This window comes from Pseudoduganella sp. R-34, assembly GCF_049904655.1.
Lineage (GTDB): Bacteria > Pseudomonadota > Gammaproteobacteria > Burkholderiales > Burkholderiaceae_D > Rugamonas.
This window is the reverse complement of the sequence record NZ_CP184572.1, coordinates 6,267,951-6,292,036: the sequence shown is the minus strand read 5'-3', so window position 1 is coordinate 6,292,036 and position 24,086 is coordinate 6,267,951. Positions and strand designations below refer to the sequence as shown.

19 protein-coding genes are annotated in these 24,086 nt (G+C 63.7%); 9 read left to right on the top strand and 10 right to left on the bottom strand.

The features are described from left to right. Window positions 1-69: 69 nt before the first annotated feature. The 5 genes from folK to ACN9MW_RS28980 are packed head-to-tail and all read right to left on the bottom strand — an operon-like array spanning window position 70 to window position 4,511. Complete coding sequence (folK, locus tag ACN9MW_RS29000; RefSeq protein WP_426165443.1) at window positions 70-546, bottom strand: 2-amino-4-hydroxy-6-hydroxymethyldihydropteridine diphosphokinase; 477 nt, start codon at window positions 544-546, stop codon at window positions 70-72. After that, window positions 546-2,042: a polynucleotide adenylyltransferase PcnB gene (gene pcnB / locus ACN9MW_RS28995; RefSeq protein WP_426165441.1), complete on the bottom strand. Its 1,497-nt coding sequence runs from the start codon at window positions 2,040-2,042 to the stop codon at window positions 546-548. The genes folK and pcnB overlap by 1 nt, the downstream gene beginning before the upstream one ends. Next, window positions 2,035-2,706, bottom strand: coding sequence for an HAD family hydrolase (locus ACN9MW_RS28990; protein WP_426172328.1), 672 nt, complete (start codon window positions 2,704-2,706; stop codon window positions 2,035-2,037). The genes pcnB and ACN9MW_RS28990 overlap by 8 nt, the downstream gene beginning before the upstream one ends. Continuing rightward, a complete protein-coding gene (gene hda, locus ACN9MW_RS28985; RefSeq protein ID WP_426165439.1) occupies window positions 2,706-3,374 on the bottom strand; it encodes a DnaA regulatory inactivator Hda in 669 nt (222 codons plus the stop codon). The genes ACN9MW_RS28990 and hda overlap by 1 nt, the downstream gene beginning before the upstream one ends. A 51-nt stretch (window positions 3,375-3,425) precedes the next feature. Then, the gene (locus tag ACN9MW_RS28980; protein ID WP_426165437.1) at window positions 3,426-4,511 is read right to left on the bottom strand and encodes an AI-2E family transporter; all 1,086 of its coding nucleotides are present in this window, start codon (window positions 4,509-4,511) and stop codon (window positions 3,426-3,428) included. A 120-nt stretch (window positions 4,512-4,631) separates the two neighbouring features. Here ACN9MW_RS28980 and ACN9MW_RS28975 point away from each other — a divergent pair, with 120 nt between their 5' ends. The 7 genes from ACN9MW_RS28975 to ACN9MW_RS28945 all read left to right on the top strand — a co-directional run bounded on the left by ACN9MW_RS28975 (window position 4,632) and on the right by ACN9MW_RS28945 (window position 15,300). Further along, window positions 4,632-5,660, top strand: coding sequence for an ankyrin repeat domain-containing protein (locus ACN9MW_RS28975; RefSeq protein WP_426165435.1), 1,029 nt, complete (start codon window positions 4,632-4,634; stop codon window positions 5,658-5,660). Between the two features lie 107 nt (window positions 5,661-5,767). Further along, window positions 5,768-6,811: a phosphoribosylformylglycinamidine cyclo-ligase gene (gene purM, locus ACN9MW_RS28970; RefSeq protein WP_426165433.1), complete on the top strand. Its 1,044-nt coding sequence runs from the start codon at window positions 5,768-5,770 to the stop codon at window positions 6,809-6,811. A 282-nt stretch (window positions 6,812-7,093) separates the two neighbouring features. Then, a complete protein-coding gene (locus tag ACN9MW_RS28965) occupies window positions 7,094-8,911 on the top strand; it encodes an IucA/IucC family protein (protein ID WP_426165431.1) in 1,818 nt (605 codons plus the stop codon). Further along, window positions 8,908-10,110 (top strand): MFS transporter, encoded by a 1,203-nt coding sequence (locus ACN9MW_RS28960; RefSeq protein WP_426165429.1) that lies wholly within the window; start codon window positions 8,908-8,910, stop codon window positions 10,108-10,110. Before ACN9MW_RS28965 ends, ACN9MW_RS28960 begins: the two co-directional genes overlap by 4 nt. A gap of 36 nt (window positions 10,111-10,146) precedes the next feature. Then, window positions 10,147-11,976 (top strand): IucA/IucC family protein, encoded by a 1,830-nt coding sequence (locus tag ACN9MW_RS28955; RefSeq protein ID WP_426165427.1) that lies wholly within the window; start codon window positions 10,147-10,149, stop codon window positions 11,974-11,976. Beyond that, window positions 11,973-13,193 (top strand): type III PLP-dependent enzyme, encoded by a 1,221-nt coding sequence (locus tag ACN9MW_RS28950; RefSeq protein WP_426165425.1) that lies wholly within the window; start codon window positions 11,973-11,975, stop codon window positions 13,191-13,193. Before ACN9MW_RS28955 ends, ACN9MW_RS28950 begins: the two co-directional genes overlap by 4 nt. A gap of 40 nt (window positions 13,194-13,233) precedes the next feature. After that, window positions 13,234-15,300, top strand: coding sequence for a TonB-dependent receptor (locus ACN9MW_RS28945; protein WP_426165423.1), 2,067 nt, complete (start codon window positions 13,234-13,236; stop codon window positions 15,298-15,300). Window position 15,301: 1 nt separating this feature from the next. Here ACN9MW_RS28945 and ACN9MW_RS28940 read toward each other — a convergent pair whose 3' ends face one another. Further along, on the bottom strand, window positions 15,302-15,892 hold the full coding sequence (locus ACN9MW_RS28940; protein ID WP_426165421.1) for a hypothetical protein: 591 nt from the start codon (window positions 15,890-15,892) through the stop codon (window positions 15,302-15,304). A 161-nt stretch (window positions 15,893-16,053) separates the two neighbouring features. Between ACN9MW_RS28940 and ACN9MW_RS28935 the strand changes: the two genes are divergently transcribed. After that, the gene (locus ACN9MW_RS28935; RefSeq protein WP_426165419.1) at window positions 16,054-16,773 is read left to right on the top strand and encodes a sterol desaturase family protein; all 720 of its coding nucleotides are present in this window, start codon (window positions 16,054-16,056) and stop codon (window positions 16,771-16,773) included. On the opposite strand, the gene ACN9MW_RS28930 is transcribed toward ACN9MW_RS28935, so the two are convergent. Next, entirely contained in the window at window positions 16,774-17,736 is a 963-nt protein-coding gene (locus tag ACN9MW_RS28930; protein WP_426165417.1) for a cyclase family protein, read from the bottom strand. Window positions 17,737-17,837: 101 nt separating this feature from the next. Here ACN9MW_RS28930 and ACN9MW_RS28925 point away from each other — a divergent pair, with 101 nt between their 5' ends. Beyond that, on the top strand, window positions 17,838-18,731 hold the full coding sequence (locus ACN9MW_RS28925) for a LysR family transcriptional regulator (RefSeq protein ID WP_426165415.1): 894 nt from the start codon (window positions 17,838-17,840) through the stop codon (window positions 18,729-18,731). On the opposite strand, the gene ACN9MW_RS28920 is transcribed toward ACN9MW_RS28925, so the two are convergent. The 3 genes from ACN9MW_RS28920 to ACN9MW_RS28910 all read right to left on the bottom strand — a co-directional run bounded on the left by ACN9MW_RS28920 (window position 18,728) and on the right by ACN9MW_RS28910 (window position 24,046). Then, complete coding sequence (locus tag ACN9MW_RS28920; RefSeq protein ID WP_426165413.1) at window positions 18,728-19,942, bottom strand: 6-phosphofructokinase; 1,215 nt, start codon at window positions 19,940-19,942, stop codon at window positions 18,728-18,730. The genes ACN9MW_RS28925 and ACN9MW_RS28920 overlap by 4 nt on opposite strands. 42 nt (window positions 19,943-19,984) lie before the next feature. After that, window positions 19,985-21,952 (bottom strand): alpha/beta hydrolase family protein, encoded by a 1,968-nt coding sequence (locus ACN9MW_RS28915; RefSeq protein WP_426165411.1) that lies wholly within the window; start codon window positions 21,950-21,952, stop codon window positions 19,985-19,987. Between the two features lie 123 nt (window positions 21,953-22,075). Further along, window positions 22,076-24,046: an alpha/beta hydrolase family protein gene (locus ACN9MW_RS28910; RefSeq protein WP_426165409.1), complete on the bottom strand. Its 1,971-nt coding sequence runs from the start codon at window positions 24,044-24,046 to the stop codon at window positions 22,076-22,078. Window positions 24,047-24,086: the final 40 nt, after the last annotated feature.

The window sequence follows — 24,086 nt, the reverse complement described above, 5'->3', positions numbered from 1 at the left end:
CACAACCGAAACCCGCGGCAGTCGAGCAGACTGGGTCTGACCCTGCGGGTCGGACCCAGGTTTACCGGTTTAAAGCCGGATAATACCTTGGTCGGAAACCGAAGGCGCGAAGTCGCCCGCGCGCCCCAGTCCCGGCAGCACCACCTCGGGCGCCAGCTCCAGCAGCGGCATCAGCACAAACGCCCGCTGGTGCACGCGCGGATGGGGCACGGTAAGCGTCGGCGTCGCAATCTGTTCATCCCCGTACAGCAGCAGGTCCAGGTCCAGCGTGCGCGGGGCATTGAAGTAAGGCCGCTCGCGGCCGTGGGCCTGCTCGATGTCGAACAGGGCTTCCAGCAGCGCCTGCGCAGGCAGGGAGGTCTTCAGGCGGGCGACCGCGTTGATATAGTCGTCGCCCGAAGAATCGATGGGCGCCGTACGGTACAGCGAGGACACCGCCTCCAGCGTGGAACCCGGCACTTTGCGCAGGCGTTCGAAAGCATCCAGCACATTCGCGCGCGCATCGCCGAGATTGGCGCCAATGCCGATATACGCGGTAACAGGCATCAAGCTTCGCCGGCCGGGGCGTTGCCGCCACCGCCGCTGCGGCGGCCGCGGCGCGGACGACGGCGGCGCTTGCGTGTCGGCGCTTCGCCCTCAGGGCGCGGATTCAGGAAGTCATCGTCATCCGACTCGTCGCCTTCTTCGCCATCCGGATTGGCATCCACCGGCGCGTCGTCAAGCGCTGCGGCGCGACTGCGGCGTGCCGCGGGTTTCTTCTTCTTGCCACCGCCGGACGATGCGGTCGACACCAGTTCGGCGCGCATGGTTTCGTCGCCTTCATAGAAAGCCGTCCACCAGTCGCCCAGTTCGCGGTCAATCTCGCCCGAAGCGCAACGCAGCAGCAGGAAGTCGTAGCCGGCGCGGAAGCGCAGGTGTTCCAGCAGCTTGTAAGGATTCTTGCCATTGCGGCGCTCGAAGCGCGGCTGCATGGCCCAGATGTCGCGCATGTCGGAACCGATCTTGCGCTGGATCGCCAGCTTCTCGGTCTGCGACTCCAGCACTTCGTCGGCCGCCAGGTGCAGCGCAGGAATCGGGAATTCGCCCGCCGCCTGGTAGGCCTCCCATTTCTCCAGCACCTGGTGCCACAGCAGCGAAGCAAACAGGAAGCCCGGCGACACGGTCTTGCCGGCCATGACGCGCTTGTCGGTGGAGTCCAGCGCCAGCGTCACGAACTTGGTGCCCATCGGCTGTTCCAGCACCACATCCAGCATCGGCAGCAGGCCGTGATGCAGGCCTTCCTTGCGCAGCTGCTGCAGGCAGGCCAGGGCCTGGCCGGACGTGAGCAGCTTGAGCATCTCGTCGAACACGCGTGCCGCAGGCACATTGTCGATCAGCGGCGCCATCACCCCGATCGGCTCGGCGGTCGAACGCTCGATGGAGAATTTCAGCTTGGCCGCAAAGCGCACCACGCGCAGCATGCGCACCGGGTCTTCGCGGTAGCGCGCTTCCGGCTGGCCGATGATGCGCAGCGTCTTGCTGCGGATATCCTCGATGCCGCCGTGGTAGTCCAGCACTTCCTGCGTGGCAGGATTGTAGTACATGGCGTTGATGGTGAAGTCGCGGCGCTCCGCGTCCTCCGCCTGCGAGCCGAAGGTGTTGTCGCGCAGCACGCGGCCATGTTCGTCCTTCGGCGCATTGTCGGTGGTGGTGCCGCGGAAGGTGGTCACTTCCAGCAGGTCCTGGCCGAACATCACGTGCACGATCTGGAAGCGGCGGCCGATGATGAAGGCGCGGCGGAACAGGCGCTTCACCTGTTCGGGGGTGGCATTGGTCGCAACGTCGAAGTCTTTCGGCTTGACGCCCAGCAGCAGGTCGCGCACTGCGCCGCCGACCACGAAGGCTTCAAAGCCGGCTTCCTGCAGCGTGCTGGTGACGCGGATCGCGTTGTTCGACACCATGCGCGGGTCGATGCCATGGTCCTTCGGGCCCAGCACGAGCGGTTCGTTGCGGGGTCTCGCGTTCTTGACGCCCAGGATCTTGCGGATGAATTTCTTAATCATTGAACAGGTGAATTAGTGGCCAGCCTTGCGCGGTCGCGTGTTCGGACAGCTTGGCGTTCGGGTTGGTCGCAATCGGATGGCTGACGATCGACAGCAGCGGCAGGTCGTTATGGGAATCGCTGTAGAAGTGGACGCTGTCGAAGCTGTCCAGCGAGTGTCCCAATTTCTCCAGCCATGCCTTGGTGTGCACGATCTTGCCTTCGCCCTGGGTTGGCGTGCCGAGCAGCTTGCCGGTGATGCGGCCGGCGGCATCGCGCTCCGGCATCGCGGCAATCAGGTGCTCCACGCCGAAGGCCTTGGCGATCGGCGCCACCACGAAGTGGTTGGTCGCCGTCACGATCGCCACCAGGTCGCCGGCGTCGAGGTGCTTTTGCAGCAGCGCGCGGGCGGCAGGCAGGATGTTCGGCATCACCACTTCGGTCATGTACTGCTGCTGCAGTTCGGCCAGTTGCTCAGGCTCGAAGGAAGCCAGGGTTCCGAGCGAAAATTCCAGGTATTCCACCGGGTCCAGGGTGCCCGCTTGGTACTGTGCGAAGAACTCTTCGTTGCGGCGCTTGAATTCTACGGCGTCGACGGCGCCTACGCGGCACAGGAATTGGCCCCACTCGAAATCGGAATCGATCGGCAGCAGGGTATGGTCAAGGTCGAACAGGGCGAGTTTCATCATTCGTTCGCTTCCTCCTGCAGCCATTCGCGCAGCAGGGGCAGGGTGATCGGGCGTTTGGTTTCCAGGGAATACTGGTCGAGCGAGTCGAGCATCGAGGACAGCGATACCATGTCGCGCTGGAAGTGCGACAGCAGGTAAGGTAGCACACCGGGCGACAGGGTCAAACCGCGCGCTTCCGCCATCTGCGTCAGCGTTGCCAGTTTTTCCTCGTCGGTCAGGCCATGGATCTGGTACACCAGGCCCCAGCCCATGCGTGTGCGCAGGTCCTCGCGCACCGGCAGCACGGCCGGGGCGACCGAGCCCGCGCTCACCATGAAGGCGTTGTTGGCGCGGATCTCGTTGAACAGGGCAAAGGCATCGATCTGGGCCACCGGCGACAGCTTTTCGCAGTCGTCCAGCAGGTACAGGTCCACGTCCGGCGAATACAGGAACTCGGTTTCAATCGAAAACGGCGAAATATAGCGCGCACGGTCGCTCGAGGCGAGCGCCTTCAGCAGGTGCGACTTGCCTGCGCCAATTTCCCCCCACAGGTAGGCGAAATGCTCGCGGGAGCTGCGGTCGGCGAACTGGCGCATCAGCGCCGCCACCTCCGCATTGCGGCCCACCTCGAAGGATTCGAGGGTGCACACCGGCTCCGCACCCAGGTCAAGCACCAGCTGTTTCATTGGACTTGTCCCGGCTTTGTGGATTTTTTGCTAACGTAATCGATCTTCACACTACGCATTATAAAAGCTGCTGCGCAGGTAGTGGCGGCGCAAGTGCCTGAAACCCACCATCAAGAGGGCGGAAGCAGGCAAAGCGAGCAGTACGCCGACGAAGCCGAACAGCTGGCCGAAGGCCAACAAAGCGAAGATCACGGCCAGCGGATCGAGGCCGATGCGTTCGCCCACCAGCCGCGGCGTCAGGAAAAAACCTTCGATGACCTGGCCCAGGCCGTAGATGATGGCCACGGCCACCAGCCCGCTCCAGTCGGTAAATTGCAGCACCGCCGCCATCAGCGCCAGCAGCAGGCCCAGGCCGAAGCCGAGATAGGGGATAAAGACCAGCACGCCGGACAGGATGCCGACCGGCAGCGCAACGTCGAAACCCGCCACCGCCAGCGCAGTAGAGTAATAAACCGACAACACCAGCATCACCAGCAACTGGCCGCGCAGGTATTGCGCCAGCAAGGCATCCGACCCGCGCGCCATTTCCATGGTGGCGCCGATGTAGCGGCGCGGCACGGCAGCGGCAATGCGCGCCAGCAGCTGGTGCCAGTCCAGCAGCAGGTAGAACAGCACGACCGGGATCAGCACCAGCGTCGCCAGCCAGCCCAGCACGGCGCTGCCGCCGGTGCGCACGGAATTCAGCACGGCGGTCCAGATCTGGTTGCCGCTTTCCGCCATCTTTTCGGCCACCAGGGCCTTGATGCTGGCGCCATCGAGCGTGAATTCCACGCCCAGTTGCTGCAGGCGCGGCCCCAGCGTGTCATTCAGTTTTGCCAGCGAAGCGGGAATGGCCGCCTGCAGCAGCGGGATTTCCTTTTGCAGCACCGGCACCACGATTAGCAGCAGCGCCAGCACGGCGGCGCCAAACAGCGTGATAACGATGGATACTGCCAGTGCGCGCGGCATCTTCCAGCGCTTGAACAGGCGCAGGCGGCACAGTTTGTCGACTGCGGGATTCAGCGCATAGGCGAAAATGGCGGCGGCCAGGAAGGGCGTCAGTACCGGCCCCAGGACCCAGAGCAGGAAAAAGAAGGCGGCCCAGACCGATACCCAGAATAGCGTTTGTTTTTGTTCTGCCGAGAGGGGAAGAGGCATCTGCTGGGGCGTGGTCGGGACGAAGGAAGGGCTATTCTAACGCCTCTGCTGTTAAAAACACCATGCGCGGGGCCTACCAGTAGTTTAATATTTCCATAAATAAACTTTGAAGTGGAAGTCATGCTGTCTGTTCGTACCCAAGCCGCCATAGCGGCCCTGTCCCTGGCGTTCGCCGCGCATTCCCCTGCCATGGCAGCGGATGATGGCGAAAAATGCGAAGGCTTCAACCGCCTGCTGTGCCTGCCCATGGCCGCTGCAGCCAGCGTGGCAAACGCCGCCGCCAACGCCGCTGCCAACGTCGCCGAGGCGGTGAACTTCAAGAAGCCGTCCACCAAGGTCATCGACGCAACGGACGAGGGTGACCTGGACCGCATCAAGCGCTTCGACCCCAGGAAAGACCCCAGCTTTGCGCCGGAAAACATGCTGGGCGTGGCCGTCAATACCTACCTGACCAAGCCCGACCCGGCCAGGGACGCCAAGCGCTTCGCCGTCCTCGAATACCTGGCCGGGAAGGCCGACATCTCCGGCGAACTGGGTACCGTGCTGCTGCAGGAGACCGTGAGCCAGGCCTATTTCGCCCGCAATGCCCCGCAGGAAAGCTGGCCGCGCCGCCTGGCGCTGGCCCAACTGCTGATCGAGCACGGCGCCAGCGCCAAGGGCATCAACCTGTCCACCTGCGACCATTGCGAGACTGATAATGAATTCCTGGCGCTGCTGATCCAGGCCGGCGCCAACCCGAACGTCCAGTCCACGACTTATTCGGCCCTGCTCAACCGCTTCATCCGCAAGGACCAGTTTGACGCCGCCAAGCGCTTGGTCGCCCTGGGCGCCGATCCCAACGGCAGCACCTGGGGCAAGCGCAGCATGCTGGTGCGCCTGGTCAGCGAATGCGACAAGGACATGACGCGCAAGCTGGTTGCTCCCGAGCGCTTCGAAGCGGAGTGGCAGAAATGCGTGGCGGCGGTAACCGCCCGCGTCAGCTTCGCCATCGAACAAGGCGCCGACCCGAATGGCAAGGCCAGCCCGGACAACGAATGCCTGACGCCCTACGACGTCGCCCTGGAAAAGCAGAACGAGGAATTGGCTGCACGCCTGCTGAAGCTGGGTGCGCGCCCTGGATTTGGGGAAGTTTGCCGGTCCGGTGGCTGAAAACGGCCGATAACAAGAGAAAATGCGGGGGCAAAAATGCTAAAATAGCGGACTTGCCGTATTCGGCCACCGCTTTTCCATTCTTCCGCCTCAGTTGCGACAACACCATGAGCCAACCTTCGAATGTTTCCCTGTCCTACCGTGACGCAGGTGTCGATATCGACGCCGGCGACGCCCTAGTTGAAGCGATCAAGCCATTCGCCAAGCGCACCATGCGCGAAGGCGTGATGGGCGGCATCGGCGGCTTCGGCGCGCTGTTCGAGATCAGCAAGAAATACAAGGAGCCGGTGCTGGTTTCCGGCACCGACGGCGTCGGCACCAAGCTGAAACTGGCGTTCGAGCTGAACCGCCACGACACCGTGGGCATCGACCTGGTGGCCATGAGCGTGAACGACATCCTGGTGCAGGGCGCCGAGCCGCTGTTCTTCCTCGACTACTTCGCCTGCGGCAAGCTGAACGTGGCCACCGCCACCGACGTGATCAAGGGCATTGCCAAGGGCTGCGAGATCTCCGGCTGTGCCCTGATCGGCGGCGAAACCGCTGAAATGCCGTCCATGTACCCGGACGGCGAATACGACCTGGCCGGCTTCGCCGTCGGCGCGGTGGAAAAATCCAAACTGATCGACGGCAGCAAGATTCAGCCGGGCGACGTGGTGCTGGGCCTGGCCTCCTCGGGCGCCCACTCCAACGGTTACTCCCTGGTGCGCAAGATCATCGAAGTGGCCAAGCCGGACCTGGAAGCCGACTTCCACGGCCGCAAGCTGGCCGACGTGCTGATGGAGCCGACCCGCATCTACGTCAAGCCGCTGCTGGCGCTGATGGAATCGATGGAAGTCAAAGGCCTGGTGCACATTACCGGCGGCGGCCTGGTGGAAAACATCCCGCGCGTGCTGGCCGACAACCTGACTGCCGAACTGGATGGTTCTTCGTGGACCATGCCACCACTGTTCAAGTGGTTGCAGCAGCACGGCGGCGTGGCCGACGCCGAAATGCACCGCGTGTTCAACTGCGGCATCGGCATGACCGTCATCGTGTCCGCTGAAAACGCCGACGCAGCCGTCGCCCAGCTGACCGCAGCCGGCGAGACTGTATCCCGCATCGGCAAGATCCGCGCCCGCGCGGAAGGCGAACACCAGACCATCGTCGTCTAAGCGCCTGCCGCCCCAAGAACGGAGCCCTTCGCGGCTCCGTTTTTTTTGCCCCCGCCGTTCCGATTCAGCCATCTTATTGAAAATGATTCTCATTTGTATTATGATCGGCGAATTGCATTTTTATTCACTGCACACCACACAGCCAGCGGGCTTCCTTAAGTTGCGGAGAGCTGCCAGTCATTGAGGTTTTGCCAGGGAGCGCGATCCGGCATTCCCTTGGCATGGCACGCTTTCCAAGGAATCCCCTATGTGGACCAACTTCGCTGCCGCTGGAGCGGCGGTATGACTTCGCCCATCACCTGGGACTTGTTTGCGGACGCCCTGGCTTCGCAACACTATCTGGCCGCGCAACAGCGTGTGCTGCGCCAACTGATCGAGGCACTGCTGTTCGAGCAGGTGCTGGCTGCGGAAATCACGCAAGAGGATGACGGCGTGTGCTTCCACATTCCCGGCCGGACGGCGGCCGGCCAGCCGGTAGCCTATCGCTGCAAGGGCCGCGTCAGCGAGAGCTTCGGCCGCATCCGGGTGGATGGCGCCTCGCTCATGCGCAGCGCGCCCGATGGCGCGCGGCCCGTCGCATCGCTCCAGGAATTCGTGCTCGAAGCAGGCGCCTTGATCGATACCGACGAGAACCTGCTGCACCGCTTCCTGCATGAGCTGCAACAGACGCTGCAAAAAGACACGCTGGCACGCTACACGCGCCGGCAAGATGGCGAAGGGCGCGACCTGACCGCTTTGGAAGGCCAGTTGCAGGACGCGCACCCCTACCACCCCTGCTACAAGTCGCGCGTCGGCTTCGATCCGCTCGACAATGCCGCCTACGGGCCGGAGTTTGCCCCGGCGGTACGCTTGTCCTGGCTGGCGCTGCGGCGCGCCAAGGCCAACGTCGCCGCCTGCCGCGACATCGACTTGCCATCTTTCCTGCGCAGCGAAGCTGGCGAGGAGCAGTACGCGCGTTTCAGCGCCAGGCTGGCCGCCATGGGACTGGAGCCGGATGATTATTGGCTGTTGCCGGCGCACCCGTGGCATTGGCGCGAGAAGATCGCCAGCCAATTGTTCCCCTTGCTGCACAGCCGCGACCTGGTCTGGCTTGGCGAAGGCAGCGACGTGTACCGGCCGTTGCAATCGATCCGTTCGCTGGCCAATGCCACGCGTCCGCTGGCCGCCCATGTCAAACTGCCGATCGGTATCGTCAACACCTCGGCTGACCGCATCCTGTCCTGTCATAACGTGGAAAATGCGCCGCCGGTATCGGACTGGCTGAACGACATCCTGCAGCGCGACGCAGCGCTGCGCGCCACCGGACTGGTGTTCCTGCGCGAAGTGGCCGGCATCACTTATCGCGATGCCGGGCTGCCGCTGGCGCTGCAGGCAGCGCAATACGGCATGCTGGGCGCAGTCTGGCGCGAAAGTGCCGACCGTGCCTTGCAGGCTGGCGAAGCCGCCGCACCGTTTTCCGGCCTCTCGCAGTGTGAAGCGGATGGCCGCCCCTTCATCGCTCCGTGGGTCGAGCAGCATGGCCTGCTGCCGTGGCTGGATGCGCTGATGGAAGCCTCGCTGCCGCCGCTGATCCACCTGCTCTATGCGCAAGGCATCGGCATGGAGGCCCATGCGCAGAACATCGTGCTGATCCATCGCGCCGGCCTGCCCAACCGCATTGCGCTCAAGGATTTGCCGGGCGGCTTGCGCTTCGTGCGCCAATACCTGGCCGATCCCGGCATCTGCCCGCAGTTGCTGCCGACGCCATCGTTCCGCAAGCAGGTCAACGCCACCGCGGGAATGGAAAGCATGTCGCCGGAGGAGGTGCACGACTACTTCCACGACGCCGTATTCTTCATCAACTTCGGCGAACTGGCGATGTTCCTGCAGCAGCACTACGGCCTGGCGGAAGCCGATTTCTGGCGCCGCATCGCGGCCTGCATCGGCCGCTACCAGGCGCGCCATCCGGAACTTGTCGAACGCTTTGCGGCATTCGACCTGTTTGCTCCCGCCATCCGCATCGAGCAACTGGCCAAGCGCCGCCTGTTCGCGGAAACCGAAGCGCGCCTGCAAACCGTGCCCAATCCATTGCATCGATGGCGACCGAAGGCGAGCGCATGAGCACGCGCCGGATTGTCGCCGCCACGCTGGCGGGCCATTTCGCCGCCGCCTTTGCCGCGCTGGGCATGCCGCCGTTCTATGACCGCATCCTGCACGAGGCCTTGGGCAGCAATGCCGCATGGCTGGCCGGCTGGCTGTTCGTCATTCCGACGCTGGTGGCGGCGCTGTCCAATCCATGGTGGGGGCGCCTGGCCGACCGCTATGGCAAGAAGCGCTTGCTGTTGCGCGCCCATCTCGGGCTGGCGGTGAGCTTCTGGCTGACCAGCCTGGCCGGCAATGTCTGGCAGTTTGCCGCGGCGCTGATCCTGCAAGGCCTGTTGGGCGGCACCTTCGCCGCATCGAACGCCTACCTGGCCACGGTGGTGAGCGGCCATCGCCTGACCCGCTTGCTGACACTGATGCAAGGCTCGGCCCGCGCCGCCTTGTTTGCCGGGCCTGCCTTGATGGGAATGCTCTCCCATGGGGCCGAACCTTTGCTGATGTATCGCTACCTGGCGCTGCTGCCGCTCCTGTCTGCCCTGCTGGTCTGGCGCCTGCCGGCCGTCGCGGCCCCGCCGGCTGCGAGCGAGGCGCTGGCCACGGACGGCGATGGCAAGGCACTCGCCGGCGAAGCGATCCCGCCCGGCCAACTGTATGGCCTGCAATTCGCTTTCATTTTCGCGACGGTGATCACCTTTCCCTACTTCGTGCCGTATGCCGAGCAAACGCTGGCGAACTTGCCTGGGGCGGCGCCGGGGCTGCTGTTCGGACTGCCGCACCTGGTGTACTTGCTGTGCGCGCTGCCGTTGTCGCGCTTTTGCGGCCGCCGGCGCCTGCTTGCGACGCTGGCTGCCGCCCAGGCAGTGCTCATCGCGGCCTTGCTGGGACAGGCGGGCAGCCATTCTCTGGCAGCGCTGGCCGCATGGCGCCTCGTGATGGGCGTGGCGATGACGGCCAGCTATATCGCCTTGCACGGGATGGTGGCCGCGATCACCGACGCCGGCAACGCCGGCCGCCGTTTCGGCTCCCTTGAGGGCAGCACCAAATGGGGCGCGGTGGCAGCCGGCCTGGCTGCCGGCATCGCCGCCGAGCGCTGGGGATTGCAATCCCATTTCCTGCTTGGCGCGGCGGCGCTCGCGGCCAGTTGCATCTATCTCGTTGTACTCATGTTCCGCCTATACCGGGGCGATTTCAAACAGCCAGCGCACAGCACCGACTGATCGTGTAGCCAGCCATCACATGCTTGGAGAAATTTCATGTCGACATCAGCTTTGCACCGTAGTCCGAATATGTCGGCGGCGTACTGCGCCGCCAGCCAGCGCAGCCTGGAAACCCTGTTGAACTGCTATTGCCGCGAAGTGGCCATCCCGGAAGGACACGCCAGCGTCGGCCCGCTGTTCGGCCAGAACGACTGGCCGCTCGCCCTGCGTTGCGCACTGGCCACCGGCCAGGCCCTGCACATCGTGCTGCCGCGTCTCGATAGCCGCGTCGTGGTCGCCGTGCAGGATGACTCGCCAACCGCCAACTATCGCTACCTGTCCGCGCTGTATTGCAAGAGCGCCGGCCAGCCATGGGCCTTGCTGGATTGGCGCATGCTGGCCGACCTGATCATCCGCGACCTCGCGGCAAAGACCGGCCAGCCCTACAACCACGAATTGCTGGCGCAGATCGAAGACAGCGTGCAGGTCACCACGGCCATCCTGGAAGCACCATGGCCAAACGCGATGCCGTCCGATCCGCTGGCGGCCTACCTGGATTCCGAACAGTCGCTGACCTACGGCCATCCCTTCCATCCCGCGCCCAAGAGCAGGCAAGGCTTCAGCGCAGAAGACCTGCGCCGCTATTCGCCGGAACTGCGCGGCGGCTTCCCTCTGCACTATTTTGCCGTGCAGCGCGACGCCGTGCTGCAGCAGTCGACCCTGGCGCAATCCTGCGGTGACATCCTGGCCGCCCAGGCGCCGCAAGGGGTGGTGGCCGGCGACGACTACCTGCTGGTTCCCGCCCACCCTTGGCAGGCGCGCTGGCTGCTGGAAAAGCCGCTGATCGCCGCCGCCATGCGCGACGGCCGTATCCGCCACCTGGGAGCGCAAGGCGAGCTGTATTACCCGACCTCCTCGGTACGCACCCTGTACCAGCCCGGCAACCCATATTTCTACAAATTCTCGCTGCATGTGCGCCTGACCAATTGCGTGCGCAAGAACGCGGTGTACGAGCTGGAAGGCGCGTTGCAAGTGAACCGCATCATGAGCGGCCTGATTCCGGAACTGAGGGAGCGCTTCCCCGGCGCCGCCATCATGCCGGAACCGGCCTTCCTCTCGGTCAACCTGCGCGACGGCGACGCCGATGCCAAGCGCGAAATCACGGAAGGCTTCGGCCTGATCTTGCGCGGCAATTTCGACCAGCACAACCTGCTGCCGGGCGCCGTGCCCCTGCTGGCCGGTGCCTTGTTCGGCAACCACGTACTGGGCGAGGCGCGCCTGTCGGCACTGCTGCGCCAGATCGCCGAGCGTGAGCGCATGGCGCCCGAGGCGGTGGCTGTCGAGTGGTTCTCGCGCTATGTGCAACAGATGATGTATCCGGTGCTGCATTGCTACTTCGCGCACGGCGTCGTGTTCGAGCCGCACCTGCAGAACGTGGTGATCGGCTTGGTCGGGGATTGGCCGGCGCAAGCCTTCCTGCGCGATTTCGAAGGCGTCAAGCTGGTGCAGGAAGAGTGGGGCGCCAGCCGCCTGTCCGGCGTCAGCCAGCGTGCGCAGGCAGCGCTGCAGTACGACCGCGAGCGCGGCTGGAAGCGCATCGCCTACTGCCTGTTCGTCAACAATTTTTGCGAAGCGATCCACCAGCTGGCAGCCGGCAATCCGGCCCTGCAGCAAAGGCTGTGGACGCAGGTACGCCATCACCTGCAGCAATACCAGCACCTGCACGGCACGACGGAATCCGCCGCGCGCATCGCTTCGGTACTCGATGGCGAACCGTTGCCGGCCAAGGGCAACCTGTGCAACCGCTTCCTCAAGCAGGCCGACCGCGCGGCCGACTACGCGCCCTTTGTCAATCCGCTGGCCGCCATCAAGGAGCAACTCGCATGAGGCTCGACTGGGACCGCGCGATCGCGGCGGCGAAGCAGGCGCACGCCGCCTTGGATGAACCGCTGTGCGCCTTCATCTACGACTTGCCGGCGCTGAAGCGCCACGCGGTGCATTTGCGCGAAGGATTGCCCGGCCAATGCGACTTCTTCTACGCGATCAAAGCCAATTCGGACGTTCCCCTGCTGCAAACGCTGGCGCCAACCGTCGATGGTTTTGAAGCCTCGTCCGGCGGTGAAATCGCCTGGCTGCGCCAGCATTTTCCGCAGGTGCCGGTGATCTTCAGCGGACCGGGAAAATTGGATAGCGAGCTGGCGCTGGCCTTGCAGCATGGCGCCACGGTGCACGTGGAAAGCCTGCATGAACTGGAACGCCTGGCGGTGCTGGCCCACGCCGGCGGCAAGCCGGCCTCGATCCTGCTGCGCGTCAATCCGCCGCTGGCCGAGCTGGCGACCACCACGCTGGTAATGGGCGGCAAGCCGACCCAGTTCGGCATCGCCATCGAGCACTTGCCGGCTTGCCTGGAACGGCTGCGGCAAGAGCTACTCCTGGAGTTGCGCGGCTTCCACTTCCACCTGCTGTCGCACCAGCTCGATGCGGACAAACACCTGCAATTGCTGTCAGCCTACCTGCGCCAGGCGCGCGAATGGTGCGAACAATACGGCTTGCGCATCGAGCATATCAACGTCGGTGGCGGTATCGGGGTCAATTACCGCGAACCGCAGCGCCAGTTCGACTGGCCGCGCTTCAGCGCCGGCCTGGCAAGCTTGCTGGCCGAAGAAGCACGCCAGCATGGCGATGACGTGCCGCGCCTGCGCTTTGAACTCGGGCGTTTCGTCAGCGCGTTTTGCGGCTACTACGCCACCGAGGTGCTGGACATCAAGGAGGCGGGAGAGCGCGTATTCGCCATCGTGCGCGGCGGCACGCATCACTTCCGTACCCCTTATGCACAGGGCCACAGCCATCCGTTCCGGGTAGTGCCGGTGGAGGATTGGAACCATCCCTATTCGCGTCCCGAATCCGTGCAGCGGTCGGTGACGGTCGCCGGCCAGTTATGCACGCCGAAAGACGTGCTGGCCAGCGACGCCATGCTCGATCGCCTGCGGGTCGGCGACCTGCTGCTGTTCCAGTATGCGGGCGCTTACGCCTGGCACATCTCGCACCACGATTTCCTGCGCCATCCGCATCCACAGCATATCTACCTGCAGGAAGATGCGTAGGCCTTAACGATTTTTTTAACGTCACATCCGAAGGAAAGTCATGCAACATCGTCGTATTCAACCCCATGTCCTGGCGCTGGCCGCCGCCGCACTGTGCTCGCAATTTGCCTATGCGGCGGACACCGAACTGCCGATGGTCACCGTGCAGACGGCAGCGGCGTCCGATCCGCTGCACGGCACCAGCAGCGCCACCAAGCTCGATGTGCCGCTGCGTGACGTGCCGCAGTCGGTGCAGTTCGTCGACAAAGAGCTGATCCGGGCGCAAGGGGCGGTGGATATGAAAGATGTGCTGCGCAACGTCAGCGGTGTTGCCCCGTCCCAGGGGGAAGGGCGGCGCGACCAGTTCTACATCCGGGGCTTCGACGCCACCCGCGACACCCTGCTTGACGGCATGCGCGACGACAGCCTGTATTTCCGCGACCTGGGCAATGTGGAACGGATCGAGGTGCTGAAGGGCCCGGCCGCGGTGCTGTACGGCCGTGGCTCGGCGGGCGGCGTGATCAACCGCGTCACCAAGAAGCCGGTGAAAACGCCGGTGCGCGAAGTGACGTTGAGCGGCGGCTCGGAGAACTTCCGCCGCATCGACCTGGACCTGGGCGGTGCTGCTGGCGAACAGGCAGCGTTCCGCCTGACCAGCGCCTACGAAGCGGGCGACAACTACCGCGACGTGGTCCATTCCGAGCGTGCAGTGCTGGCGCCATCCATCGCCTGGACGGCGGGGCGCGACACCAGCTTCCTGCTGCAAACCGAATTCCTTCACCAAAACCGTACCCCCGATCGTGGCATCCCTTCGCTGAACGGCGTGCCGGCCGATGTCCCGGTCGGCAACTTCTACGGCGAGCGCTATGACTACGCCAGGACGGATGCGCAAAATGCCCGCTTCAATGTCGAACATGCGGTCAACGACAAGCTGGTTCTGCGCAATAGCTTCCAGTATTCGAAGCTGAAGCTGGATGCGATCAATACCCGCACCCTGGGCCTGGCTGCAGCCAACACGCAAGTGCGTCGCCAGATCACCTACTTCCCTCAGGACCAGAGCAATTTCCTGAACCAGACCGAAGCGGCGTATCAGCTCGATGCCGGCGGCGTTCGTCATTCGCTGATGACCGGCGTTGAGCTGGGACACCAGAAGTCCGGCCGCCTGGTGCGTGCTGCCGCGACCACGCCGGTCAGCTTGCAGGCGCCACAGCAGCTCATGGCCATGCCGGACCTGGCCGCGTTGCCGGTCACGATCGACAACGACTTCAAGGCCGATACGGCCGCATGGTATGCACAGGACCAGGTCTCGTTTAACGAGCAGTGGAAGATGCTTGCCGGCGTGCGCTTCGACCGCTTCAAGCAGGAACAGGAGGACCGGCGCACCGGCTTGGTCCAGAGCCGCACCGACTCGGTGTGGAGCCCGCGCATCGGCGTGGTTTACCAGCCGGGCCAGGCGCACGCGCTGTACGCAAACCTGAGCCGCTCCTTCCTCCCGGTAGGGAATGACTTCTTCTACGGCGGCAAGGATTTTGCACAGATCAAGCCAGTTGAATCCTTGCAGAAGGAGATTGGCGACAAGAGCGAATGGTTCGATGGACGCCTGCAGTCGACCGTCGCCCTGTACGAGATCACGCAACGCAATGTGGCGACCAAAGACCCTTCAGATCCGGCAGGCGTGCGCCAGGTGCAGACCGGCGAACAGCAAAGCCGCGGGCTCGAAGTCGACTTGACGGGCAGCCTGGCGCAGGGCTGGAAAGTGTTTGCCAATGCCACCGTCAACCACGCCCGCATTACCCAGTCCAACAACTACAGGGTGGGCAATCGCCCCGCCAACATTCCCAAGCATGCGGCGGGCTTGTGGTCCAACTATGAGCTGGGCCACGGCTTTACCATCGGCGCCGGCGCCTTCTACGTGGGAGACCGTTTCGCCGTTGAGGACAATGCGGTGCGCTTGCCATCCTATGTGCGCTTCGATGCGATGCTTGGCTACAAAGGCAAGAACTGGGAAGCCGGGCTGAACCTGAACAACCTTGCCGACAAGGTGTATTACGAATCGGCCAACAACAACTTCCAGATCCAGCCAGGTGCGCCGCGTAGCGTCATGGCTTACGTGCGCGTGAAGATCTGAGCTATCGACGGGTGAACTCCATGACCCAGTTGGTCTGCCAGCTGGTGCCATCATCCCAGGAGTAGGCTTGCTCCCAGCGCGCCTGGCGCTCGCTGCTGCGGGTCCAGGTGAAGCGCACGCGGGCCGTGCGGCCTTTGTAGACTTCTTCGCCTTCGAAGCGTCCCACGCCATCGGCATCGAAACGGCCCACCGCCGGCGGCAGCAAGGTGCCGGTGGCGGGATCGAGCCCGCCGTCGCGGTTGGTCAGCCAGTAGATGCTCCAGCGCCCGGTCGTTGGATCGAATACGCGCAAGGTCATCGCCACGAAGCCGGGCCGCCAGTCGCCCAGCGGCCGGTACTCGTCGTAGTTGCCGATGCCGGCCGGCAGCGCGTGCACCAGGTTGCTGGCGCTGAAGGTTTCCCACGGGCTGTCCGGATTGGCGTAATCGGACTGGCGCCGGTTCTGCACCGTCCAGTCGCCGTGCAGGAAGTCGAAAGCATGCCGCGCCCGTTCGATTTCGGCGGCAGCAGGTGCACTTGCCGTCGCCGTGCCGCCGACCGCGCCAGCCGCGCCGCTTGCCGCCAGCGCCAGTGCCCCAATCAGTTTTTTCATGGTTGTCTCCTGTTTGAAAGAGCCACCATGCTAGGCCGCCAACAGGCGAGAACTTGCCCTATATGCCGGCAGTATCTGAATCCGATACCTCGGCGGAATTTCGGGGCTTGTGCAAAGCGCTGGCGCGATCATTTCGTCCTTGCCAAACGAAAGGACACGCCATGCTCACCACAATCTTCATTGTTTTCGCCGCCTGCTTTGTACTGGAGCGCCTGCGCCCCGGCTGGAAACTTCCCCGTATCCGCACCTGGCCCGTGCGCGTTCTTGCCATCAATGCCGTGCAGCTTGGCGTCGTGCTGCTGGCCGGCGTGAGCTGGGAACGCTGGACTTCGCAAGCCTCGCTGCTGCACTTGTCGGACCATGTCGGCCCGGTTGCCGGCGGCCTGCTGGCCTACTTCATCGCCACCTTTGTGTTCTATTGGTGGCACCGTGTGCGCCATGAATCGGACCTCTTGTGGCGTCTATTCCACCAGATCCACCACAGCCCGCGGCGCATCGAAGTCATTACCTCCTTCTACAAGCACCCCGGCGAAATGATCGTGAACTCGATCATCGGCAGCCTGCTGGTCTATGCCTTCCTTGGCCTGTCGCCGGAAGCCGGCGCGGTCTATACGCTGTGCACGGCGCTCGGCGAATTCTTCTACCACACCAGCGTCGCCACGCCGCGCTGGGTCGGCTGGTTCTTCCAGCGCCCCGAGATGCACCGCATCCACCACCAGTACGGCCGCCACAAGAACAACTACGGAGACATCGTGTGGTGGGACATGCTGTTCGGAACCTACGAGAACCCGGAGAAGTTCGAAGCCACCTGCGGCTTCGATCCCGACAAGGAAGAACGCCTGGTGGACATGCTGGCCTACCGCGACGTCCACCAGGAGTGATCAGCGCAGCGGCAGCGCGATCGGCCGCATTGGCGCCGCATCCGCACCGCGCAGCTTGAGCGAGGCGCCGATAAAGGCAAACTCATAGACCTTGTCGCGCGCCAGTTCTTCCAGGTTGACCAGCTCCATGATGGGCACCCCATGCTCGGCCAGCAGGTAGGTGTGGACCGGGATGTAGTTGTCCTTGGCCTCGGAAGGAAAGGCCTCGAAGCTCAGGTTGTCCGCCCCCACCACCATCGCGCCGTTCTGCTCCACCAGGAAGCGCGCCGCATCCAGGCCCATGCCGGGCGGGTTCTGCATGAAGGCCTGGGCCTTCTCGAACTGCTGCATGCGCCCGGTGCGGATCAGCACCACATCGCCTTTCTGCAGCGCCACCTTCTGTCGCGCCAGCGCTTCGGCCAGGTCCTTGCCAGTGACGCGGTAGTTATCCGGCAGCATGAAGACGCCCTTGGCCGCCGCCACGTCGATCAGCACGCCGCGCGCCACGATGGGCGGCAGCTTCTCCGCACCGGCCACTTTCCAGCCCCGGTCTCCCAGGTGTTCGGAAGCCTTGAAGCCATTCCAGATCTTGCCATTCAGGCCGAAGTGGTTGAGCGCATCGATATGGGTGCCCATGTGCGCATACATCGAGATGGCGCTGCCCGTGTAGCTGACGTGCTGGTTCATGGCTTTGCCGGTCTCCATCGGGTCCGACAGCACATTGCCGTGCGGCGTATGCGTCATCCACATCAGGTAAGGCGGGTCGCCGGCAGCCTGCCAGCTCGGCATGCCGACGAAATAGTCCACCGACAGGTCGTATGCGCGGCCTCCGCTGATGCGGGCCAGGATGGCCGCGCGGGAGGCTTGCGTGACCAGGTTCAGGCGCCCGATCTCATCTTGCGGCCCCCACGGGCTGGTGCCTGGTTCGGCGGCCAGGGCATTGGCGGACAGCAGCAAGGCGGCGAGGGTAGTTGCGAGTCTCATCTTGGTTCCCTTGAAAGAAAGTTCAGTGAGGCCAGCATATTTGATTCTGCTGCTAAGATAATCAGGCGTTTTTGATAAAGACTTTTTACCAGGAGGATCGAATGGACAAGCTGGCGGCCATGCACGCCTTTCGCCGCGTGGTCGAGCGCGGCAGCTTCAGCAAGGCGGCCGAGGAACTGGGGCTGTCGCCGGCCGGCATCGGCAAGCAGGTGCGCTGGCTGGAGCAGGGCCTGCACGCAGCACTGCTATTGCGCACCACGCGCACCATGAGCCTGACCGACACCGGCCGCGCCTATTTCCAGGAATGCTGCCGCCTGCTCGACGAACTGGAGGAGCTTGAACGCAGCACCAGCGGCGAGCAGGCCGCCATGAAAGGGCGCGTGCGTATCAACGCACCGATGTCGCTCAGCCTGGTGGTGCTGCCGCCGCTGCTGGCGCGTTTCATGGACCAGTATCCCGAGATCGACGTCGAGCTGACCATGGCGGACCGCTTGCTCGACGTAGTGGCGGAAGGCTTCGACCTGTCGCTGCGCGTGCGCACCACGCTGCCCGATTCCTCGCTGGTGGTACGTTCGGCCGGCAAGGTGGAGCAATGGCTATGCGCCTCCCCCAGCTACCTGCGAGAACACGGCGCGCCGCAGGAGCCGCACGACCTGCTTGCCCACCGCGCCCTGGCCTTCCGCCTGGCGGAAGCGCCCGGCCTGTGGCGGCTGGATGGCGAGGGAGGGACGGTCGAAATCGAGCCGCCGGTGCGCATGTGGCTGGACAACAGCCTGATGCTGGGACAGATGCTGGCGGCCGGGCAGGGCATCGGTTCGCTGCCATCCTTCATTGCCCGGCCGATGCTGGCCCACGGCGCGCTGGAACGCGTCCTGCCGGACTGGCATCTGCAACCGCGCGTGGCCTACATCGTTTATCCGGGCAACCGCCACCTGCAGACCAAAGTACGTGCCCTGTCCGACTTTCTGGCGGCGGAATTGCCGGCGATGTTCTAACGCTTGAGGATCTTCGGCACCGGCGCCGGGCGCAGGCGATAGGCGTCCGGCATGCCGGATCCGAGCAGGGGGCGCAGGTACATGCGGAAGGCATCGGTCACGCCGGTGCCTTTCTCGTCAATGAATTCATCTTCCATGGTGCGCGTCTTGCCTGCCACCGCTTCCAGCGGCATCAGCTCATAGTCGACCGAATAAAAGCCGGTGCGCTTGATCGCCACCGAGCCGTTGCGGTCGCCCCACATGGCGAACTGCACGGCCTTCTCGCCCACTTCGCGCGCCTCGCGCTGGTCCACGTCGGACACGCAACCGATGAAGGAGCGCTGCAGGTAGCCGAAAGTGTCGCCGCGCACGCGCTTGATGCCCAGCTTGTCCTTGATCTCGTCGCACAGCAGGTCGGCCAGCGCGCCGGTGCCGGACAGCTGCACGTTGCCATGCGCATCGCGCTCCACTTCCTTCGCCAGCAAGGTGGCGATCGGCGCGCCGGATGCATCGTGGATGCCCTCCGACACCGCCACCACGCAGCGCCCGTAGCGCGCGTAAGTGTCCTTGACGTCGGCCAGGAACTGCTCGATCGAGAATACGCGCTCCGGCAGGTAGATCAGGTGCGGCCCATCGTCCGGGAATTTCTTGCCCAGTGCGGAAGCTGCCGTCAGGAAGCCGGCATGGCGGCCCATGACCACGCCCACGTACACGCCCGGCAGCGAAGCGTTATCCAGGTTGGCGCCGGCAAAGGCCTGTGCCACAAAGCGCGCAGCGGAGGGGAAACCCGGCGTGTGGTCATTGCCCACCAGGTCGTTGTCGATGGTCTTGGGGATGTGGATGGCGCGCAGCGGATAGCCGGCAGCCTGCGCCTGCTCGGCCACGATGCGCACGGTATCCGAGGAATCGTTGCCGCCGATGTAGAAGAAGTGTTCGATCTCGTGCGCCTTCAGCACCTTGAAGATCTCTTCGCAGTACTTCAGGTCCGGCTTGTCGCGTGTGGAACCGAGGGCGGAGGAAGGGGTGGCGGCGACCAGTTCCAGGTTATGGCTGGTCTCCTGCGTCAGGTCGACGAAGTCCTCGTTGACGATGCCGCGCACGCCGTGCAGCGCACCGTAGATGCGCGTCACGTTGCGGAAGCGGCGCGCTTCGAGCACGACGCCGACCAGCGACTGGTTGATCACGGCGGTCGGACCGCCCCCTTGTGCGACCAGGATTTTGCCAGACGACATCGCGCTGCCTCCTTCGAAGTGAGTGACGGACGAGCCGCCAGCTTACTCCGTTTTTGCCCCCGCGCCGATATGCTTGTCGAGGAATTTCTCGACCCGGCCCCAGAAGTCGAGGCGGGTCTTGAGGGTGAACCAGTGGTCTTCCCCCTCGTATTTCACGTATTCGGCATTGGCCTTGGCATCGTCCAGTTCCCAGCGCATTTTACTGAAGTGCGCGTAAGGGACCCGGAGGTCGTCAGTGCCATGTGCCAGCAGAATCGGACGCTTGATGCGGGCCGCCTGTTTCAGGGGCGATGTCGCCGCTAACTGCGCGGCATCCTTTTTCAGGTCACCCACCAGCATCGGCACGTCGTTGGTCTTGTAATCGCCCTGCCGGTCGCCACGCAAGGACATGCCGCCGTCATACATCAGCGGAAGGTCGGTGATAGCCTGGTAGGCAATACCGCAGCGGTACAACCCAGGGTCGTTGACCAGGCCCATTAGGGCAGCGTAGCCCCCATAACTGCTACCCATGATGCAAACACGGGCAGGGTCTGCAATGCCTTTTTCAACAGCCCACTTGACGCTGTCGGCGATATCGTCTTGCATTTTCAGGCCCCATTGCTTGAGGCCCGCGGCAAACAACTTGTAACCGAAGCCGGTCGAACCGCGGTATTCCGGTTCCAGCACGGCGTAGCCGCGCGAGGCGAGGAACTGGGCGTCGGCGTCCCAGCCCCATTCATTGCCGCGCACGTACGGGCCCCAATGCACGAGCACTACCATCGGCAGCTTGTTGCCGCCTTTGGCCGGCTTTGTCAGCCAGGCCGGGATCTGCATGCCGTCGCGGGCACTGACCTTGACCAGTTCCTGGCGCCCCATTTCAGCTGGGTTGATGTCGGGCCGGCTCACGCCAATCACTTTCAACTGGCCGGTCTTGCTGTTGTATAGCGAGAAGGTGCGCGGCTGGCGATCGGAATAACTTTCAACCAGCAGCCATGGCACTTCCGGCGCTGCCGGCGGGGTGATCAAATTCACCGTGCCTGCCAGCTTCTTGTCCACGTCGGCCTGGGCCGCCTTCATGCCCGCGTCGAACCAGAGACTGCTGCGCGCGTCAGCCAGGTAATGGATACCAAGCAAGCGCTTGTTCGAGTACACCACTTCGCCGCTGAAGTCGTAGTCGCTCAGCGAGACCAGCGGCGCCGGGTCAACCTTGCCGTTGCTCAGGTCCATGGTGTGCAGCGCAGCCTTGTCATCTTTCAATCGGGCCTTGACCAGCATTTGCTGTTCGTCGACGAAGCCGATTGGTGCAACGCCGCCTTCACCGCTGTCGAAGGCCGGGAAGGTGCCCAAGGCGCGCCATGTGCCGCTGGCGGGGTCGTGATAGTGGACAGTTTCCATGCCTTCTTTGCTGGACACCATGACGTTGGGGGCGCCCTTTTGGTCCAGCAACCAGCTTTTCGCAGCTGCAGGCCTATTGACCAGGGTGGCCTGCCCGGTCGAAGTGTTCAACTTGACCAAGTCGGTGCGTTCGACGAAATGGTCTTTCCACTCGAGGCGACGCATGTAGATGAAATCCGAATCCTGTGCGCCCTCTTCGTTCATCAAATAGGTACTCCACGGCTCGACACGGACCATTTTGTCGTTGATTGAGGTCCAGTCGTGAGAGACCAGCTGGCGCGTGTTCTTGCCATCGCGGTCAACGGCGTACAGGCCGGGGGCAAAATAGTCCTCGCCCGATTTGCGTTTCATGTTGTACACGCTATACACCAAGCGCTTGTCGTTAACCCAGCGGATATCGCCAATATCATATTCGCTCGGGCGAGCACCGCCGACTGTGGCCTGGCTTTCACTGTCGATGATGACCATGCCGTCCCGCATGGTGCTGTTACCGACGCGCAGTGCCACGTAGCGACCGCTCGGCGACAGGACTGCGTTCTTGAATTGGGCCGGTTCGAAGAATTGCTGCAGCGGCGGGGCCGCGTGCGCCAGGCCGCCGACGGCGGCCAGGGACAGAAGAAAATGCTTGATCATCATGCTTGCTGCCAATACTGTTGTGGGAAATGTATGTTACTGGAATGGCAAGCTTTAAAAACTAGCCAAATGTAACTTTCCCCTTGATCCGTGGCGGGCGAACCGGGTCCGCCACGGCTTGCCCTATCATTTCTGGCCGATATGCTTGTCGAGGAATTTCTCGACCCGGCCCCAAAAGTCGAGACGGGTCTTCAACGTGCTCCAGCCGTGGCCTTCGCCGATGTATTCAACAAATTCGGCATCGGCCTTGGCCTCCTGCAGCGCGCTGCGCAGCTTGGTGTAGTGCGGGAAGGGGACGCGGCGATCATCCGTGCCATGCGCCAGCAGCAGCGGGCGCTTGATGCGTGCCGCCTGCTTCAGCGGCGAAGTTGCAGTGAACTGCGCGGCGTCTTTTTCCAGGTCGCCCACCAGCACCGGCACCCCGTAGGTCTTGTAATCGGGTGGCAGGTCGGACAGGACGGCCATGCCGCTGTCGTACAGCAGGGGGATGTCGGTGACGGCCGCGTACGCGATGCCGCAGCGATAAACGCCTGGATCGTTGACCAGGCCCATCAGCGTGGCGTAACCGCCATAGCTGCCGCCCATGATGCACACGCGCCCAGGATCGGCGATGCCTTTGTCCACCGCCCACTTGACGCTGTCGGCAATATCGTCCTGCATTTTCAAGCCCCATTGCTTCCGGCCTGCATTGAACAACTTCAGGCCGTAGCCGGTGGAACCGCGGAATTCCGGCTCGAGCACGGCGTAACCGCGCGAGGCAAGGAACTGCCCATCGGCATCCCAGCCCCATTCACTGCCGCGCACATAAGGCCCGCCATGGACCAGCACCACCATCGGCAGCTTCTTGCCGCCCTTGGCCGGCAATGTCAGCCAGGCCGGGATCTCCAGCCCGTCGCGGGCGCGGTACTTGACGATGTCCTGGGCGCCCATTTCGGCGGCCTTGATGTCCGGGTGCGTGCCACCCAGGCCTTTGACTTCACGGGTGTTGCTGTTGTACAGGGAATAGAAGCGCGGCTGGCGATCCGAGTAGCTGGCTACCAGCATCCAGGCGCTGTCCGGGTGCGTCGGCGGAGTGATGATGTTCACCAGGCCAGCCAATTGCCGGTCCACTTCTTTCTGCGCCGCTTGCAGCGCCGGGTCGAACCAGGCGCTGGAGCGGGCGTCGGCCAGGTAATGGATGCCGACCAGGCGCTGCTGGGAATACACCATGCGGCCGTTGAAGTCGAAGTCCGCCATCGCCACCAATGGCTCGGCATCGATCTTGCCCGTGCCGAGGTCCATCAGGTACAGCGCGGCCTTGTCGCCGTTCTTGCGGGTCCTGACCAGCAGGCGCTTGTCGTCATAGAAACCGATCGGCGACAGGCCTTGTGAGCTGCTGCCGTAGGTTGCCTGGGTCGCGACGTCGCGCCATTCGCCGCCAGCGTCGCGGTAATTGATGGTCTCATTGCCGTCTTTCGAAGACACCATGATCGTCGGCACGCCCTTGTGGTCCAGCATCCAGCCCTGCGATATGCCTGGATGGGACAGCACGCTGGATTGGCCGCTCGCGGTGTCGAGCTTGACCAGTTCGGTACGCTCGATGTCGTAGCCGGCCTTCGCCGTCCAGATCGGGCGCTCGACGTAGATGATGTTGGAATCCTGGGCGCCATCCTCATCCATCAGGTAAGTATTCCATGGCTCCATCCGCGACCTGATATGCGAACCTGTGCTTTGATTGCCGCCGTGGTGTTCAGCCAGCTGGCGCGTTTCCTTGCCGTCGCGGCTCATGGCATAGAGTCCCGGGGCAACGCGACGGTCCCCCGGCGCCGCGTCTTTGTCCGTGACGGTATAGACCAGGCGCTCATCGTTGACCCAACAGATGTGGCCAACGTCGTATTCGGCCAGCCGTTTGGTGCTCACCACTTGCAAAGTGTCGGTATCGATCACAGCCAGCGAATCGCGGGTCTCGTTGCTGCCGACGCGCAGCGCCAGGTAGCGGCCGCTCGGCGAGAGCCGGGCTTCCTTGTAGCGCGCCGCTTCGAAGAAATGCTGGGCTGGCGGCGCAGCCTGGGCCAGTCCGGCCACGGTAGCCAGTCCGGCCAGGAAATACTTGATCATTGTAGAAGAATGCAGGGGTTGTCGGCGAAGGCTTCTAGTG